This window comes from Streptomyces sp. B6B3 (assembly GCF_039871525.1).
Classification (GTDB): domain Bacteria; phylum Actinomycetota; class Actinomycetes; order Streptomycetales; family Streptomycetaceae; genus Streptomyces.
This window is the reverse complement of sequence record NZ_JBDPLU010000002.1, coordinates 395440-410078: the sequence shown is the minus strand read 5'-3', so window position 1 is coordinate 410078 and position 14639 is coordinate 395440. Positions and strand designations below refer to the sequence as shown.

The following is a 14639-nucleotide window of genomic DNA, read 5'->3' as shown; positions in this document are numbered from 1 at the left end:
GACGGTCGTTACGTATGTCAAGGCAATTCCAACGCGGCCAGAAGGCCAGGCTGAGCGATCTGACGCTGGGCACCGATCTGTACGTGGGCGTGCAGATATCCGGGCCGGGTCTGACCTTTGACCTCAGCTGCTTCGGGCTCGACGCCGCTGAGCAGCTCTCCGACGACCGCTACTTCGTCTTCTACAACCAGCCCAAGTCCCCCGAGGAAGCCCTGCAGCTGCTCGGCGCCCAGGCCGGCGACACCGAGTCGTTCCGGATCACCCTGGACCGGCTGCCGGACGCCGTCGACCGGCTCGCCTTCACGGCCACCATCGACGGCGCCGGCACCATGTCCCAGATAGCCCCCGGATACCTGCGGATCGTCGCCGGCGGCGAGGAGGTGGCCAGGTACGCCTTCGACGGCTCCGAGTTCACCACCGAGCGGGCGGTGATGCTCGGGGACTTCTACCGCAAGGACGGCTGGCGCTTCGCCGCGATCGGTCAGGGCTTCGACGGCGGTCTCCAGGCACTGCTCCAGCACTTCGGCGGCGAGGCCGAGGAGGAGCAGCCGCAACAGCCGGCCGCCGGCGGCGTGCCAGGGTTCGCCCCGCCGGGCGGGGCCGCACCGCAGCCCGCGGCGCCCCCGGCCTTCGCGCCCCCCGCGGGTGCCGCGCCCGCCGCTCCGGCTCCCGCACCCGCGCCACCGGCTCCGGCCCCGGCGCAGGCCGCGCCGCCGCCGGCTCCCCAGCCGGCGCCCGCCCCCGCACCCGCGCCTCCCGCTCCGCAGCCGGGCCCGGCCGGCGGCTTCGGCGCCCCTCCTCCCGCGCCCGCCCCCTATCCCGGCCAGCCGCAGCAGCCGATGCCTCAGCAGCCGATGGCGCCGCAGCCGATGCCGGCGCAGACCCAGGCCTTCTCGCCGGCACCGCCGCAGTATCCGGGCCAGCCGCAGCAGCCGGCCCCGCCGCCCGGCGGCCAGCAGCCGTTTCCCGGCCACCAGCACCCCCCGGCCCAGCCGGCCACCAGCCTGCACGGCGCGCTCGAAGCGTTCCGCGGGGCCGTCGAGCAGCGGCGCTGGTCCCACCCCAACCCCTATCTGGTCCGGGTCGACCTGGGCCAGGACCGGCAGCCGTTCCTGGCCCGCCAGGGCAGCATGGTGCTGTACCACGGCGACGTCGAGTTCTCCTTCAAGGGCGGCGGGCTCAAGCGCCGGCTGACCGCGGGCATGACCGGCGAGGGCTTCGCCTCGATGATGCGCTGCACCGGTGCCGGCCAGGTCTATCTCGCCGAGGAGCAGGCGCATCTGCACATCGTCGAGCTCCAGGGCGACGCGATCTGCGTGGCCTCCCAGCACGTGCTGGCCTTCGACGAGTCCCTCGACCAGGACGTGCGCCGGATCGACGGCCACGGCATCCCGGGCGGCTCGCTCTTCGCGCTCCAGCTCAGCGGTCACGGCACCGTGGCGATCAGCACCCGCGGCGAGCCCGTGGTGCTGCCGGTCACCCAGATGACCTTCGCGGACGCGAACGCGGTGGTCGCCTGGTCCTCCGCCGCGCAGGTGCTCGTCGCCAACCAGGTGCGGCTGCGCCGCAGCGCGTTCCCCGGCCACAGCGGCGAGACCACCCAGCTGCAGTTCCGCGGTGCCCCGGGGAACTTCGCCATCATCCAGCCCTACGAGATCTGAGGGAGCGTTCGATGAACCAGCCGATGATGGCGGGCCTCGCCGCGAGCGCCCCCGTCGCCCGCATGGAGAACCACGGCCCGGCCATCGCCAAGATCGCCATGCAGTCGGGCAACGACCTGTACGCGCGTGCCGGATCCATGATCGCCTACGAGGGCTTCATCCAGTACGAGTCGAACCCGTCCGGCCTGCGCCGGGCCGCCGCCGGCGGGATCACCGGCGAGAACGTCCCGTTGATGAAGTGCCTCGGCGACGGCGTGCTCTACCTCGCCGACTACGGGGCGCACGTGGTCTGCGTGCCGCTGCAGAACGAGAACATCTCGGTGAACGCCACCAACGTCCTCGCCTTCGACGCCCACCTCGACTGGGGCGTCCAACGGGTCAAGGGCATCGCCAAGTTCGCCGGCCAGGGACTGTTCAACCTCGGCATATCCGGCACCGGCTGGGTGGCGCTCACCTCGCGCGGCACGCCCCTCGTGGTGGACTGCGCCTCCGCCGGCGAGACCTTCGTCGACCCCGACGCGCTGGTGGCCTGGTCCACCGGCCTGGACATGAAGGGCAAGCGCAGCTTCAAGGCGTCCACGCTGATCGGCCGGGGCAGCGGCGAGGCGTACCAGCTGGCCTTCACCGGCCAGGGGTTCGTCATCGTGCAGCCCAGCGAGGACAGCACCGACCGGCTCAACGGGCAGCAGGGCTGAGGGGGAGACATCATGCAGGGCACCATCTTCAACTACGCCGCCCAGCCGCCGGGGCAGCCCGGACAGCCGGGGCAGCCGCAGGAGCACCTGGCCCTCCAGAACCCGCAGATGCTGCGGGTGAGCCTGGCCGCGGGCGACGTGGTCGCCAGGACCGGCAGCATGGTCGGGTTCGAGGGCATGGTCGAGTTCGACGGCGAGTACCAGTCGCAGCGCCAACGGCACGCCCAGCACGCCACCGGCGAGCTGCTCCCGCTGATGCGCTGCTTCGGCCAGGGCACGGTCTACCTCGCCAACCTCGCCCAGTACGTGCACATCCTCGACGTCGGCCACGAGGGCCTGACCGTGGACAGCTCCTACGTGCTGGCGCTCGACTCGCACCTGCACTGGGACGTCGTCGCGGTGGAGAGCCAGTACGGCATCCCCGGCGCGGGCGCGTACAACCTGGTCATCACCGGCCAGGGCCAGGTCGCCATCACCACCTCGGGCGGCCCGCTGGTCCTCCGGGTCACCCCCGAGCGGTACTGCAACGCCGACGCGGACGCCGTGGTCGCCTGGTCGTCCAGTCTGCGGGTGCAGATGCAGGCCCAGACCAGCAGCCGTTCCGTGTGGCGGCGCCGGGGCCAGACCGGCGAGGGCTGGGAGATGAGCTTCATGGGGGACGGGTTCGTGCTCGTGCAGCCCAGCGAACTGCTGCCCCCGCAGCACACCTCCTACGGCGAGCAGGTCCGCTTCCGCCAGGGTCCGGGCCCGGGCCTCGGCCAGGGCGGCGCCTGGGGGCGCTGACCCCGCGACCGCGCCCGCCGCTCAGAGCAGCGCGCGGGTGCGGTCGACCAGCCGGACCACCGAGGGGTCGGCGACCCCGGCCACCTCGTCATAGCCGAACCACCGCACGTCCAACGACTCGTCGCTGACCGTGAACCGGGCGTCGGCCGGCGCGACGGCCGCGTACTGCACGTCCAGATGCGTCGCGCACGGCGTCCGGTGCCGGTCGAGGCCGACCGGCGCCGGACGCAGCATGCGCAGCCCGTCGATCCCCGACTCCTCCGTCGCCTCGCGCAGCGCCGCGCCGGCGAGCGTGGCGTCGGACGGCTCGCAGTGCCCGCCCATCTGCAGCCACCTGCGGAGCTTGCCGTGCAGGGTCAGCAGCACCCGGCCCCGGCCCGGGTCGAGCACCAGCGCGCTGGCCGTGATGTGCCCGGCCCCGCACGCCTTCCACATGCCGTCCGGATGCCTGTCCAGATGGGCGGCGTACGCCTGCCGGAGCGCGTCCTGGTCGGCGTCGGGCGCCGACCAGTCGTCGAGCACCCGGGCCGCGTCCGCGTGCAGCGTGCCGGCTTCCGGCCCGGTCACCTCCCGTCCCTGCCGGCCGTCCCGTCGCCCTCGCCGTCGTCACCGCGGTCGCCGCCGTCGCCGGGCTCCTTGCCGAGCCGCGGCCCCGGCTCGCCACCGGACCGGCCCTCGTCCGCGGCGCCCTCGACCGGCCCCGGGCCCTCATCGCCCAGCAGCCGCCGCAACTCGTCGAAGTCCGGCTGCTCGCGGTGCACGAAGCCGTCCGGGTCGTCCAGGTCGTCCGCCGTGGGCAGCATGTCCGGGTGGCCCCACAGGGCGTCCCGGCCCTGCGGGCCCCTGGCGTCGGTGAGCGACGCCCACAGCCGGGCCGCGTCCCGCAGCCGCCGCGGCCGCAGCTCGAGGCCGATCAGCGTCGCGAACGTCTGCTCCGCCGGACCACCGCTGGCCCGCCGCCGGCGCAGCGTCTCGCGCAGCGCCGACGCGGACGGCAGCCGGTCCTCCGCCGCCGCGAACACCACCGCGTCCACCCAGCCCTCGACCAGCGCGAGCGCCGTCTCCAGCCGGGCCAGCGCGGTCTTCTGCTGCGGGGTGTCCTCCGGCTGGAACAGGCCCTGCCGCAGCTTCTCCTGCAACTCCTCCGGGCGCCCCGGGTCCAGCTGCCCGACCAGGTCCTCCAGCTTGCCGGTGTCCACCTGGATGCCCCGCGCATAGCCCTCGACGGCGCCGAAGAGGTGCGCACGCAGCCACGGCACGTGGGCGAAGAGCCGCTGGTGGGCGGCCTCGCGCAGCGCCAGGTACAGCCGCACCTCGCCCTCCGGCACGCCGAGACCCTCGCCGAGGGCCGCGACGTTCTGCGGCAGCAGCGCGGCCTTGCCGGCCGGGCCCAGCGGCAGGCCGATGTCGCTGGAACCGACGACCTCGCCGGCCAGCACGCCCACCGCCTGTCCGATCTGGGTGCCGAACATCGCGCCACCCATCTGCCGCATCATGCCCAGCAGCGGGCCGGCCATCGACCGCATCTCCTCGGGCAGCACGTCGCCCATCGCGGCGCCGACGCGCTCGGCCACCGGGTCGACCAGCTCCCGCCAGACCGGCAGCGTCGCCTCGACCCACTCCGCGCGGCTCCAGGCCACCGCGGAGCTGGTCCCCGACGGCAGCGAGGTGACCCCGTCCAGCCACAGGTCGGCCAGCCGGAGCGCCTCCGCCACCTCGGAACGGGCGTGCGCGCCGACGCTCTCGTCCTTGGAACCGTCGGGCGCGCCCTGGGCCACGGTCTGCCGGGCGACGTTCTTCGCCAGGTCCCAGTTGACCGGGCCGCCCTCGTACGACAGCAGCTGGCCGAGCTGCTGGAAGGCCGCGCCCAGGTCCTGCGGGCCGGCCGCGCCGCCGAGGCCCATGCCGCCCGGGCCGAACATCGCGGCGAACGGGTTGTCCATGGGTCCGGGGCCGCCGGTGCCCTTGTCCTTGTCCTTGTCCGACCGGTCGCCGGATTCGCCGTCGTCCGGCTCCTCCGGGAGTCCGAATCCGAATGGCATGTTACTCACGGGAATCCTCGGCTCTACGTCGTCGGGCATGGTGAATCGCCGGTCTCTGCCTCCAGCCTAGACACCTCTCAGGCAGGATGGGCCTGCGCACCTCGTACCAGAAACAACCGCTGGAGTCGTCTCGTGAGTTCCCCGGAGCCAACCGTTCGCGCACCGCGAAACGGCACCGCGACCCCGTTGACCATCGCGGTGACCGGCGCGGCCGGCGGACTGGGATCCCTGCTCACGGAGCGACTGGTGGCCGCGGAGGGCGTGAAGCGGGTGCTGGCGCTCGACGAGCGGCTCGGCGAGACCAAGGGCGCCGAGTGGCACACCCTGGACGTTCGCGATCCGGCCATCGCGGAACTGCTGCGCACCTCGGGGGCGAGCCGCGGTCCCGCCGCCCGCGAGGGCGGCCGGGACGGCGCGCGGGAGCGCGAGGCGCAGGGCCCCGTCGACGTGGTGGTGCACCTCGCCGTCGACTTCGACCTGGCCTCCGACCCGGCCGCCCGCACCGCGCTCAACGTGCGCGGCACCCAGACCGTGCTGACCGCCGCCGCGGCGGCCGGGGTGCGCCGGGTGGTGCTGTGCACGTCGGCCATGGTCTACGGGGCCCTCCCGGACAACGACGTGCCGCTGGCCGAGGACGCCGAGCTGCGCGCCACCGCCGACGCCACCTGCGTCGGCGACCTGCTGGAGATCGAACGGCTGGCCCAGCGGGCGCCGCGCGCACATCCGGGCCTGAACGTCACGGTGCTGCGCCCCGCGGTGCTCGTCGGCGGCACCGACACCGCGCTGACCCGCTACTTCGAGTCGCCGCGCCTGCTGGTGGTCGCCGGCACCCGGCCGCGCTGGCAGTTCTGCCACGTCGAGGACCTGGTCAGCGCGCTGGAGTTCGCCGCGTTCGAGAAGGTGGAGGGCGAGCTGGCGGTGGGCTGCGACGGCTGGCTGGAGCAGGAGGAGGTCGAGGAGCTGACCGGCATCCGCCGAATGGAGCTGCCCTCCGCGCTGGCCCTGGGCGCCGCGGCCCGGCTGCACCGGCTGGGCCTCACCCCGTCGCCGGCCGGCGACCTGGCCTACACCATGCACCCGTGGGTGGTCAGCGGCAGCGGCCTGCACCAGGCCGGCTGGCGCCCCCGGTGGAGCAACGAGGACGTGCTCGCCGAGCTGGTCACCGAGGTCGCCGGGCGGCACACGGTGGCCGGGCGGCGCCTGGGCCGCAAGGACGCGGCGACCACGCTCGGCGCCGCCGGCGCCACGGTGGCGCTGGTCGGCACGGCGGCCCTGGTACGCCGGGCCCGCCGGGCGCGGCGGCGCTGAGACCATGGAGCACATGACGCGCTCCGATCCCCTCAGGCTGCTGGGCATCCGCGACACGCCGCTCTCGGTGGACGAGGTCCTCGCCGCCGTCGGCGACCCCGCGGCGGGCGGCACCGCGCTCTTCGTTGGCACGGTGCGCGACCACGACGGGCACGAACAGGGCGCGGCCGTCACCGCACTGGAGTACTCGGCGCATCCGACCGCGGAGGCGGAGTTGCGCCGGGTGGCGGAGCGGGTGGCCGCGGACTTCCCGGTGCGGGCGCTTGCCGCGGTGCACCGGGTCGGGACGCTCGCCGTGGGCGAGCTGGCGGTGGTGGTCGCGGTCTCCTGCCCGCACCGCGCGGAGGCCTTCGCGGCCTGCCGCCGCCTCATCGACGACCTCAAACACGAGGTCCCCATCTGGAAACACCAGTCCTTCGCCGACGGCTCGGAGGAGTGGGTCGGAGCCTGCGCGTAGCGCAGCTCCGGCCCACGATCGGGGGCACCCCCATTACGGAGTATTGGGGGAGGGTCGGAGCCTGCGCGTAGCGCAGCTCCGGCTCACGATCGGGGGCACCCCCATTACGGAGTGTTGGGGGAGGGTCGGAGCCTGCGCGTAGCGCAGCTCCTGGGTCCGGCGACGGTGTGGTGACCTGTGCGTAACGGGTGGATGAAGGTACGTCTGAGGTCGGCACTTCCGCGGTTGCGTAACTCGTTCCCACCGCAGAGCGTTGGTTGTACGTCGCCGAGGTGGGAGGTCGGTTCATGGCGGCTCTGGTCTGGCTACTGATTCCCGTCGCCGGTGCGGTGGTGGCCGCCGCGTGGAGTGCGTGGGCCACACGCCGTAGCAGTTCACAGGGCGGCGTGGGCGACGCCGCCGGCGTCCGCAGCTACGAGGCGTTCCGCGCTGCCATGGAGCGGGCCCCCGCAGACGGCTGACGGTGCCTTCACGTACTGTCAAGGCATGCCACGCCGCACCGCGACGCTGCTGACGTCGATCCTGCTCCTCATAGGGGTGCTCTGCGCCGGAGTGCTCATCCGGGTGCCGTATTCGGAGCTCTCCCCGGGGCCGACGGTCAACACCCTGGGCGAGCACGACGGCCAGCCGGTGCTGAGCGTGGAGGGCGCCGAGACGTACGACACCTCGGGCCATCTGAACATGACGACCGTCCGGGTCACCGGCGTGGACTACGAGATGAACCTGCTGGAGGCGGTCTACGGCTGGCTCGCCGACGACGCCGCTGTCGTCCCGTACGAGTCGATGTATCCGGAGAACGTCACCGCGGACCAGGTCGAGGAGCAGAACGCGGAGGAGTTCACCGCCTCGCAGGAGAGCGCCGAGGTGGCGGCCCTCGAGGAGCTGGGGTACGACCCGTCGCAGACGGTCGTCGGCGCGGTCCTCGAGGACACCCCGGCCCAGGGCAGGCTGCACGCCGGGGACGCCATCGTGGCGGTGGACGGGGTTCCGATCTCCGAGCCCGAGGAGGTCGCCGAGCTGGTGACCGAGCACGCGGCGGGGGAGGACGTCTCCTTCACCATCGTGCCCGCGGACGCGGCCGAGGCGGCCAGGAAGGACGGCGAACCGCTGCCCGAGGGCCCGGGCGCCACCGAGGAGGTCGTCATCACCACCATGGAGGCCCCCGACGACGGCCGGGCCCTGGTGGGCATCGAGACCCAGCCGGTGTACCCGGTGGAGATCGACATAAGGCTGGCCGACGTCGGCGGGCCCAGCGCCGGTCTGATGTTCGCCCTCGGCCTGGTGGACACCATGACCGAGGAGGACCTGACGGGCGGCTCCTTCATCGCCGGCACCGGGACCATCGACGGCGAGGGCACGGTCGGGCCGATCGGCGGCGTGTCGATGAAGACGATCGCGGCCCGGGAGGCGGGCGCGGAGTACTTCCTCACGCCGGAGGACAACTGCGCGACCGCCGCGGAGAATCCGCCGGACGGGCTGACGCTGGTCGAGGTCGGCACGCTCGACGACGCCCTGGCCGCGCTGGAGGACATCCGCCAGGGCACCACGGACCAGCTCCCCCTCTGCTCGGCGCGCTAGGTCCTGTCCGGGCACCCACCCGACGCACCACCCGGCTCCACCTCGGCACCCATCCGGCGGCCGCGCCGCCGCACGCTCCTCGCTCAGTCCTCGAAGGTGGCCGCGAGCGCCTGGGACAGCCCGGGCACCAGATCGGGACCGGTGAGCACCTCGGTCGTGTCGTCCTTCTCGCGCAGCCGGATGGCGGACTCGCGCCGGCCGTCCCGCAGCACCGCCACGGTCATCCGGACCTCCTGCCGCTCCGGGTGGTCGGCGACCCAGCGCTGCAGCGTCGCGGCGGCGTCCCCGCCGCCCGCCCGCAGGTCGTCCCGCAGCGCCTCGGGCATCGCCGCCTCGGCGGACGGCGGCAGCATCAGCCGCTCCACCGCCAGCGCGCAGCCGGCCACCGCGTCCGGCCAGGCGATGGTGGCGAGGAACTCGTCCAGCGGCACGTCGGGCGGCAGCTCGTCCTGCTCGACCGGGGTCAGCGCGTCGGCCGCCTCCGGGGCGTCGGCGCCGTCGGGCTCGGCGACGCCGAGGCGCTCGGCCAGTTCGGGCTCGTTGGCGCGCAACTGCTCGGTGTCGACGAGGGCGAAGAGCTGGGCCGGCCGGTCCCAGCCGAGCCCGGCCAGGTACTCGTCGATGTCCAGCACGGCGCGGGTCAGTGGGCTGCCAGTCAGCGGGGTGTTGTCCATGGGGATATCGTGCCGTCTCCAACCCCGGAAACGGGAACCGAGTAAAGCTTGAGTAAGTTAGTCGAGTGGGCCGCTTCTCCGGCTGGCCTGGCTGCAACCCTGCGAGAATCCAGCGAATCTTTGAGGTGCCACCTTGGCTTTCCAGATGCCGGACCGGGGCTCCGGCCGCTCGAACGGTCGGAACGGGCCGCGCGGTCCCCGCGGTCCACGAGGCCCCGGCGGGGGGCGATTCAGCGTGGGACGCCCGTCTCGTGGGGCGAGAACGCTGCTGATCACGGCGGCCGTTCTGGTCGGTCTGCTCATTCTGTTCGCGATGTTCGCCGGGTTCTGGACGGACTGGCTCTGGTACGACTCGGTGGGATACACCAGCGTCTACCGGACCGAGCTGTTGACCCGGTCGCTGATGTTCGTGATCTTCGGGGTCCTGATGACCCTGGCGGTGGGCTTCAACATCTGGTTGGCCCACCGGCTGCGCCCGCCGCTGAGCGCGATGTCGATGGAGCAGCAGAACCTCGACCGGTACCGGATGAGCATCGCGCCGTACAAGCGCTGGATCCTGATCGGCGTCTCGCTGCTGGTCGGCCTCATCGCGGGCGGTTCGGCCTCGGGTGAGTGGCGCACCTGGCTGCAGTGGGTGAACGGCACCTCGTTCGGGGTCACGGATCCGCAGTTCCACATGGACGTGAAGTTCTACGCGTTCGACTATCCGTTCTACCGCTTCCTGCTGGGCTTCGGCTTCGCGCTGGTGGTGCTGTCCATCCTGGCCGCCGCGCTCACCCACTACCTGTACGGCGGCCTGCGGGTGACCACCCCGGGCAGTCGTATCACCCAGGCGGCCACCAGCCACCTTTCGGTGCTGCTCGGTCTCTTCGTGGCACTGAAGTCGGTGGCGTACTGGCTCGACCGGTACGGCCTGGCGCTGAAGACCGGAGACTTCCGGGACGCCGGCTGGACCGGCCTGCGGTACGTGGACGCCAACGCCTACCTGCCGGCCAAGACGATCCTGACGATCATCGCGGCGATCTGCGCGCTGCTCTTCTTCGCCGCCCTGTGGCGGCGCGGTTGGCAGCTGCCGGTGATCGGGCTCGGCCTGATGGTGCTCTCCGCGGTGCTGATCGGCGGCGTCTACCCGGCCCTGGTGCAGCAGTTCCAGGTCCGGCCGAACGAGCAGGTCAAGGAAGAGCCGTACATCGACAAGCACATGGACGCCACGAAGGACGCGTACGACATCGCGGACGCGCAGATCACGGACTACTCCGGGGTCAGCGACGCGAGTCCGGAGACGCTCCGCGAGGCGGTGCCGGCGACGGCGAGCATCCGGCTGCTCGACCCGGACGTGGTGTCGCCGGCGTTCCAGCAGATCCAGCAGGTCCGCGGTTACTACCAGTTCCCGACGACGCTCGACGTGGACCGGTACCCGACCGAGGACGGCGAGCAGGACACCGTGGTCGGCCTCCGCGAGATGGACGTGAACGCCGTCCCGGAGAGCAACTGGATCAACGAGCACTTCCGGTACACGCACGGCTTCGGCATGGTGGCCGCCTCCGGCACCGAGGTGGACCCCAACGGCGAGCCGCTGTTCACCGAGGAGGACCTGCCGCCGCAGGGTGAGATCACCGAGGCCGAGGACTACGAGCCCCGGATCTACTTCGGTGAGTACACCACCCAGTACTCGATCGTCGGCGGCCCGCAGCAGGAGATCGACTACGCCGGCGAGGAGGGCGAGGTCGAGTACAGCTACGAGGGCGACGCCGGCGTCGAGCTGGACAACTACTTCAAGCGGGCGGCGTACGCGCTCACCATGGGCGAGCCGCAGATCCTCTACTCGGGCGCGATCGGCGAGGGTTCGCAGATCCTCTACAACCGCACGCCCAAGGAGCGGGTCGAGGCGGTGGCGCCGTGGCTGACGATCGACGGCGATCCGTATCCGGCGGTGGTCGACGGTTCCATCCAGTGGATCGTGGACGCCTACACCACGACGAGCGGCTATCCGTACTCCTCGCGCACCACGCTGGGCGAGGCCACGGAGACGTCGCTGACCGAGAGCCAGGGCGAGGTCGTCGCCCAGGAGAACCAGGTCAACTACATCCGGAACTCCGTGAAGGCCACCGTGGACGCGTACACCGGCGAGGTGGTGCTCTACGAGTGGGACGAGGACGATCCGGTCCTGCAGACCTGGATGAAGGCCTTCCCCGGCACGGTGGAGGACCGCAGCCAGATCAGCGACGCCCTGCTGGACCACCTGCGGTACCCGCAGGACCTGTTCAAGGTCCAGCGGGACCTGCTCCAGCGGTACCACGTGAACAACGCGGCGCAGTTCTACAGCGGTTCGGAGCGCTGGCAGGTGCCGGCGGACCCGACGCACGAGGGCACCACCTCCGTGCCGCCGTACTACCTGAGCATGCGGATGCCGGACCAGGAGGAGCCGGTCTTCTCGCTGACCACGACGTTCGTGCCGCTCAACCGGCAGAACCTCGCGAGTTATATGGCCGTCGAGGCCGACGCGCGAAGTCCCGACTACGGCACGATGAGAATCCTGACGTTGCCCACGGCGACCACCGTCTGGGGCCCCGAACAGGTGCAGGCGAGATTCAACTCCGACACCCAGGTCGCCGACCAGGTCAACATCTGGCAACGCGGTGACTCGACGGTGGACTACGGCAACCTGTTGACCGTCCCCCTGGAGGGTGGACTGCTCTACGTCGAACCGGTCTACATCCGCGGAGCCGGGCAGAACTATCCGCTGATGCAGAAGGTGCTGGTGGCCTACGGCGAGGAGATCGCCTTCGAGGACACCCTCGACGACGCGCTCAACGTCGTCTTCGGCCTGGAGGAGTCCGACGGCGGGACGGAGCCACCACCCGAGGGCGAGGAACCGCCGCCCGAGGGAGAGGGCGAGCAGACGCTGGACGAGGCCGTTCAGGAGGCCCAGGACGCCTACCAGGACGCCCAGGACGCGTACGCGGAGGGCGACTGGGAGGCCTACGGCGACGCCCAGGAGCGGCTGGAGGAGGCGCTCGACCAGCTCGGTCAGCTGGAGGAGGCGCGGCGGGAGGAGGACCCCGCCGACGGCACCGGCGGTTAGCCGGCGGCGCCGGGCAACTCTGCCGCAGGACGACCACCTTGACGGGCCCGGAGGCCGAACACGCCTCCGGGCCCGTCCCCTTCGCGCCCCACGACGTCAACCCCGTGCAACAGTTCGGCACCAGCGCCGCACCGCCGCTGACCGGCACTCCTCCGGAGCGGCACCATACTGCGAGTCGGCACCTGGACAATCCGCAGCCGGCCAAGCGTTTGGGTGTATCCATATCGGGAAGTCGATAAACCTCTGAAGTGACTTCACTGGCTGCGCTATACGAGGTGTACGCAGGTTTCAGGTGGTGCGACTATGGACCTTATGGGGGACAAGGCGAGGTTCGAGAGTAGTGCGGCAGTCGCGCGCGAGGGCGCGCGACTGCTGCGACTCGGCGACCTGGACCGCGCCGAACCGCCGCTGCGGGCCGCCGCCGCGGACGGTGAGCGTTCCGCTGCGAACAACCTCGGGGTGCTGCTCTTCCAGTCCGGCCGGTACGACGAGGCCGCCGAGTGGTGGCGGATCGCCGCCGTCGCCGGCTCGGCCCCGGCCGCCCACGCCCTGGGCCGGCACCACCGCGAGCGCGGCGACGAGGCCTCCGCCGAGTACTGGCTGCGCCAGTCCGCCGAGTCCGGGCACGCCTCCGGCGCCTACGCGCTGGCCGATCTGCTCGACCACCGCGGCGCGGCGGACGCCGAGGCGTGGTTCCGCGCCGCGGCCGAGCACGGCCACCGGGAGGCCGCCTACCGCTACGCCTGCCTGGTCAGCCGCCGCGCCGCGGCGCGCGCCGACGCGTCCGACGGGACGGCCGGCGACGCCGCCGGCACCGCGGGGCCCGCCGAGGCGTGGTTCCGGCAGGCCGCCGCCCGCGGCCACCGCCGGGCCGCGCTGCGCCTGGGCGCGCTGCTGGAGGAGCGCGGCCAGATCACCGAGGCCGGCCGCTGGTACCTGGACGCGGCGCAGGCGGGCGAGCCGCGCGCGGCCAGCGCGCTGGGCTTCCTGATGCGCGACGCGGGTGACGAGCCCGGCGCGGAGCGCTGGTGGCTGCGCGCCGCCCGGGACGGCGACGGCCCGGCCGCGAACGCGCTCGGCGCGCTGCACGCGGAGCGCGGCGAGCGTCAGGAGGCGCAGCGCTGGTACCGCGCGGCCCTGGACGCCGGGGACATCAACGGCGCGTTCAACCTCGCGCTGCTCTGCGCCGAACAGGGCCGGATCGCGCAGGCCGAGCAGTGGTACCGGCGTGCCGCGTACGCGGGGCACCGGGAGGCGGCCAACGCGCTGGCCGTGCTGCTGCTGCAGCGCGGCGACGCGGCCGGCGCCGAGCCGTGGTTCTCCAAGGCCGCCGAGGCCGGCAGCGTGGACGCCGCGTTCAACCTCGGCATCCTGCACGCCGGCCGGGGCGAGGACGACCAGGCGAGGCGCTGGTACGAGCACGCCGCCGCGGCCGGTCACGCCGAGGCGTCCCTGCAGATCGCGGTGGACCTGCTGCGCAACGGCGCGAACGAGGAGGACCAGCGCCGGGCCGCGCGCGAGCTGCGCCGGGCGGCCGAGGGCGGCAGCGTGGAGGGCGCCTTCCGGCTGGCCGTGCTGCTGGAGCGGCAGGGCGTGACGGACCAGGAGACGGCAGAGACGGGAGCGACGGGAGCGACGGGAGAGGCGGGAGAGGCGGGAGCGGCCGGCGCCGAGGGTCCGGCGGACGCCGAGGAGGAGGGCGCGGACGGCATGCCGGCGCACGAGCGCTGGTACGCCCACGCGGCCCACCGCGGCCACCGCAGGGCCCAGGTTCGGCTCGGCATGTGCGCCGCGGCGCGCGGCGAGGTCGTCGAGGCGGCGCGCTGGTACCGGGCCGCGGCCGAGGCAGGCAGCCGGAACGGCGCGTTCAACCTCGGGCTGCTGCTGGCCCGCGAGGGCAGCGAGCCGGAGGCCGCGCTGTGGTGGACCCGGGCCGCCGAGGCCGGGCACGGCCGCGCCGCGCTGCGCCTCGCCCTGCTCGCCTCCCGCCGCGGCGACCTGGCGGAGGGCGGCACGTGGTGCACCCGCGCGATGGAGCTCGGCCCCGCCGAGGTCACCGAACGCGCCGCCCGCCTCCGCGACGCCCTGCGCCAGGAACTGACGGCCTAGCCGGCCCACGCCCCGCGGCGACGCGAGGGGCGCCGTCGCCCACCGGCGACGGCGCCCCCGTCACCACACGCTGGCTCCAGCGGCCGGAGCACCGCTCGCTGGACCGCTGCGGCCCTGGCGCACGCCGAGCCGGAGGCGTGGCCGCACCCCGGCACCGGCGGCCGGTCCTCGGCGTTCGCGGGTACGGGCGAGAGGCACCCCTCGTGCCCACCCGCCGAGCCCTGGGGCCGCTGGCCCGGCCGGGAGC

At 73.2% G+C, this 14639-nt stretch carries 11 protein-coding genes; 8 read left to right on the top strand and 3 right to left on the bottom strand.

What is annotated here, in order from left to right; translation table 11 throughout:
- Positions 1-14 precede the first annotated feature (14 nt).
- Genes ABGB06_RS06110 through ABGB06_RS06100 form a run of 3 tightly spaced genes read left to right on the top strand, consistent with a single transcriptional unit; the run spans position 15 to position 3139 of the window.
- Positions 15-1661 carry a TerD family protein gene (locus ABGB06_RS06110; protein ID WP_347586015.1) on the top strand — a complete coding sequence of 549 codons (1647 nt, stop codon included), beginning with the start codon at positions 15-17 and terminating at the stop codon, positions 1659-1661.
- Between the two features lie 11 nt (positions 1662-1672).
- Positions 1673-2356, top strand: coding sequence for an AIM24 family protein (locus ABGB06_RS06105; RefSeq protein ID WP_347586013.1), 684 nt, complete (start codon positions 1673-1675; stop codon positions 2354-2356).
- Between the two features lie 12 nt (positions 2357-2368).
- A complete protein-coding gene (locus ABGB06_RS06100; RefSeq protein WP_347586011.1) occupies positions 2369-3139 on the top strand; it encodes an AIM24 family protein in 771 nt (256 codons plus the stop codon).
- Positions 3140-3160: 21 nt separating this feature from the next.
- Here the strand turns inward: ABGB06_RS06100 and ABGB06_RS06095 are convergent, their stop codons facing one another.
- The gene (locus ABGB06_RS06095; RefSeq protein ID WP_347586009.1) at positions 3161-3706 is read right to left on the bottom strand and encodes an NUDIX hydrolase; all 546 of its coding nucleotides are present in this window, start codon (positions 3704-3706) and stop codon (positions 3161-3163) included.
- Positions 3703-5190, bottom strand: a complete 1488-nt coding sequence (locus ABGB06_RS06090; protein ID WP_347586007.1) for a zinc-dependent metalloprotease — start codon at positions 5188-5190, stop codon at positions 3703-3705. The genes ABGB06_RS06095 and ABGB06_RS06090 overlap by 4 nt, the downstream gene beginning before the upstream one ends.
- Positions 5191-5313: 123 nt before the next feature.
- Between ABGB06_RS06090 and ABGB06_RS06085 the strand changes: the two genes are divergently transcribed.
- From ABGB06_RS06085 to ABGB06_RS06075, 3 genes are all read left to right on the top strand, one after another.
- Positions 5314-6489, top strand: coding sequence for an NAD-dependent epimerase/dehydratase family protein (locus ABGB06_RS06085; protein WP_347586005.1), 1176 nt, complete (start codon positions 5314-5316; stop codon positions 6487-6489).
- Between the two features lie 13 nt (positions 6490-6502).
- The gene (locus ABGB06_RS06080; RefSeq protein ID WP_347586003.1) at positions 6503-6946 is read left to right on the top strand and encodes a molybdenum cofactor biosynthesis protein MoaE; all 444 of its coding nucleotides are present in this window, start codon (positions 6503-6505) and stop codon (positions 6944-6946) included.
- Between the two features lie 486 nt (positions 6947-7432).
- A complete protein-coding gene (locus tag ABGB06_RS06075; RefSeq protein ID WP_347586001.1) occupies positions 7433-8524 on the top strand; it encodes a S16 family serine protease in 1092 nt (363 codons plus the stop codon).
- 83 nt (positions 8525-8607) lie between these two features.
- Here the strand turns inward: ABGB06_RS06075 and ABGB06_RS06070 are convergent, their stop codons facing one another.
- Positions 8608-9198, bottom strand: a complete 591-nt coding sequence (locus ABGB06_RS06070) for a PPA1309 family protein (RefSeq protein WP_347585999.1) — start codon at positions 9196-9198, stop codon at positions 8608-8610.
- A gap of 271 nt (positions 9199-9469) precedes the next feature.
- On the opposite strand from ABGB06_RS06070, the gene ABGB06_RS06065 reads away from it, so the two are divergent.
- Both ABGB06_RS06065 and ABGB06_RS06060 read left to right on the top strand, forming a co-directional pair.
- On the top strand, positions 9470-12283 hold the full coding sequence (locus ABGB06_RS06065; RefSeq protein ID WP_347586575.1) for a UPF0182 family protein: 2814 nt from the start codon (positions 9470-9472) through the stop codon (positions 12281-12283).
- 312 nt (positions 12284-12595) lie between these two features.
- The gene (locus ABGB06_RS06060; RefSeq protein ID WP_347585997.1) at positions 12596-14392 is read left to right on the top strand and encodes a tetratricopeptide repeat protein; all 1797 of its coding nucleotides are present in this window, start codon (positions 12596-12598) and stop codon (positions 14390-14392) included.
- Positions 14393-14639 lie beyond the last annotated feature (247 nt).

What these genes read in the sequence shown, in the direction of transcription:
- ABGB06_RS06060 (WP_347585997.1), top strand. Translation starts at nt 12,596, where the DNA reads ATGGGGGACAAGGCGAGGTTCGAGAGTAGTGCGGCAGTCGCGCGCGAG.
- ABGB06_RS06100 (WP_347586011.1), top strand. Translation starts at nt 2,369, where the DNA reads ATGCAGGGCACCATCTTCAACTACGCCGCCCAGCCGCCGGGGCAGCCC.
- ABGB06_RS06080 (WP_347586003.1), top strand. Translation starts at nt 6,503, where the DNA reads ATGACGCGCTCCGATCCCCTCAGGCTGCTGGGCATCCGCGACACGCCG.
- ABGB06_RS06075 (WP_347586001.1), top strand. Translation starts at nt 7,433, where the DNA reads ATGCCACGCCGCACCGCGACGCTGCTGACGTCGATCCTGCTCCTCATA.
- ABGB06_RS06105 (WP_347586013.1), top strand. Translation starts at nt 1,673, where the DNA reads ATGAACCAGCCGATGATGGCGGGCCTCGCCGCGAGCGCCCCCGTCGCC.
- ABGB06_RS06110 (WP_347586015.1), top strand. Translation starts at nt 15, where the DNA reads ATGTCAAGGCAATTCCAACGCGGCCAGAAGGCCAGGCTGAGCGATCTG.
- ABGB06_RS06070 (WP_347585999.1), bottom strand. Translation starts at nt 9,198, where the DNA reads ATGGACAACACCCCGCTGACTGGCAGCCCACTGACCCGCGCCGTGCTG.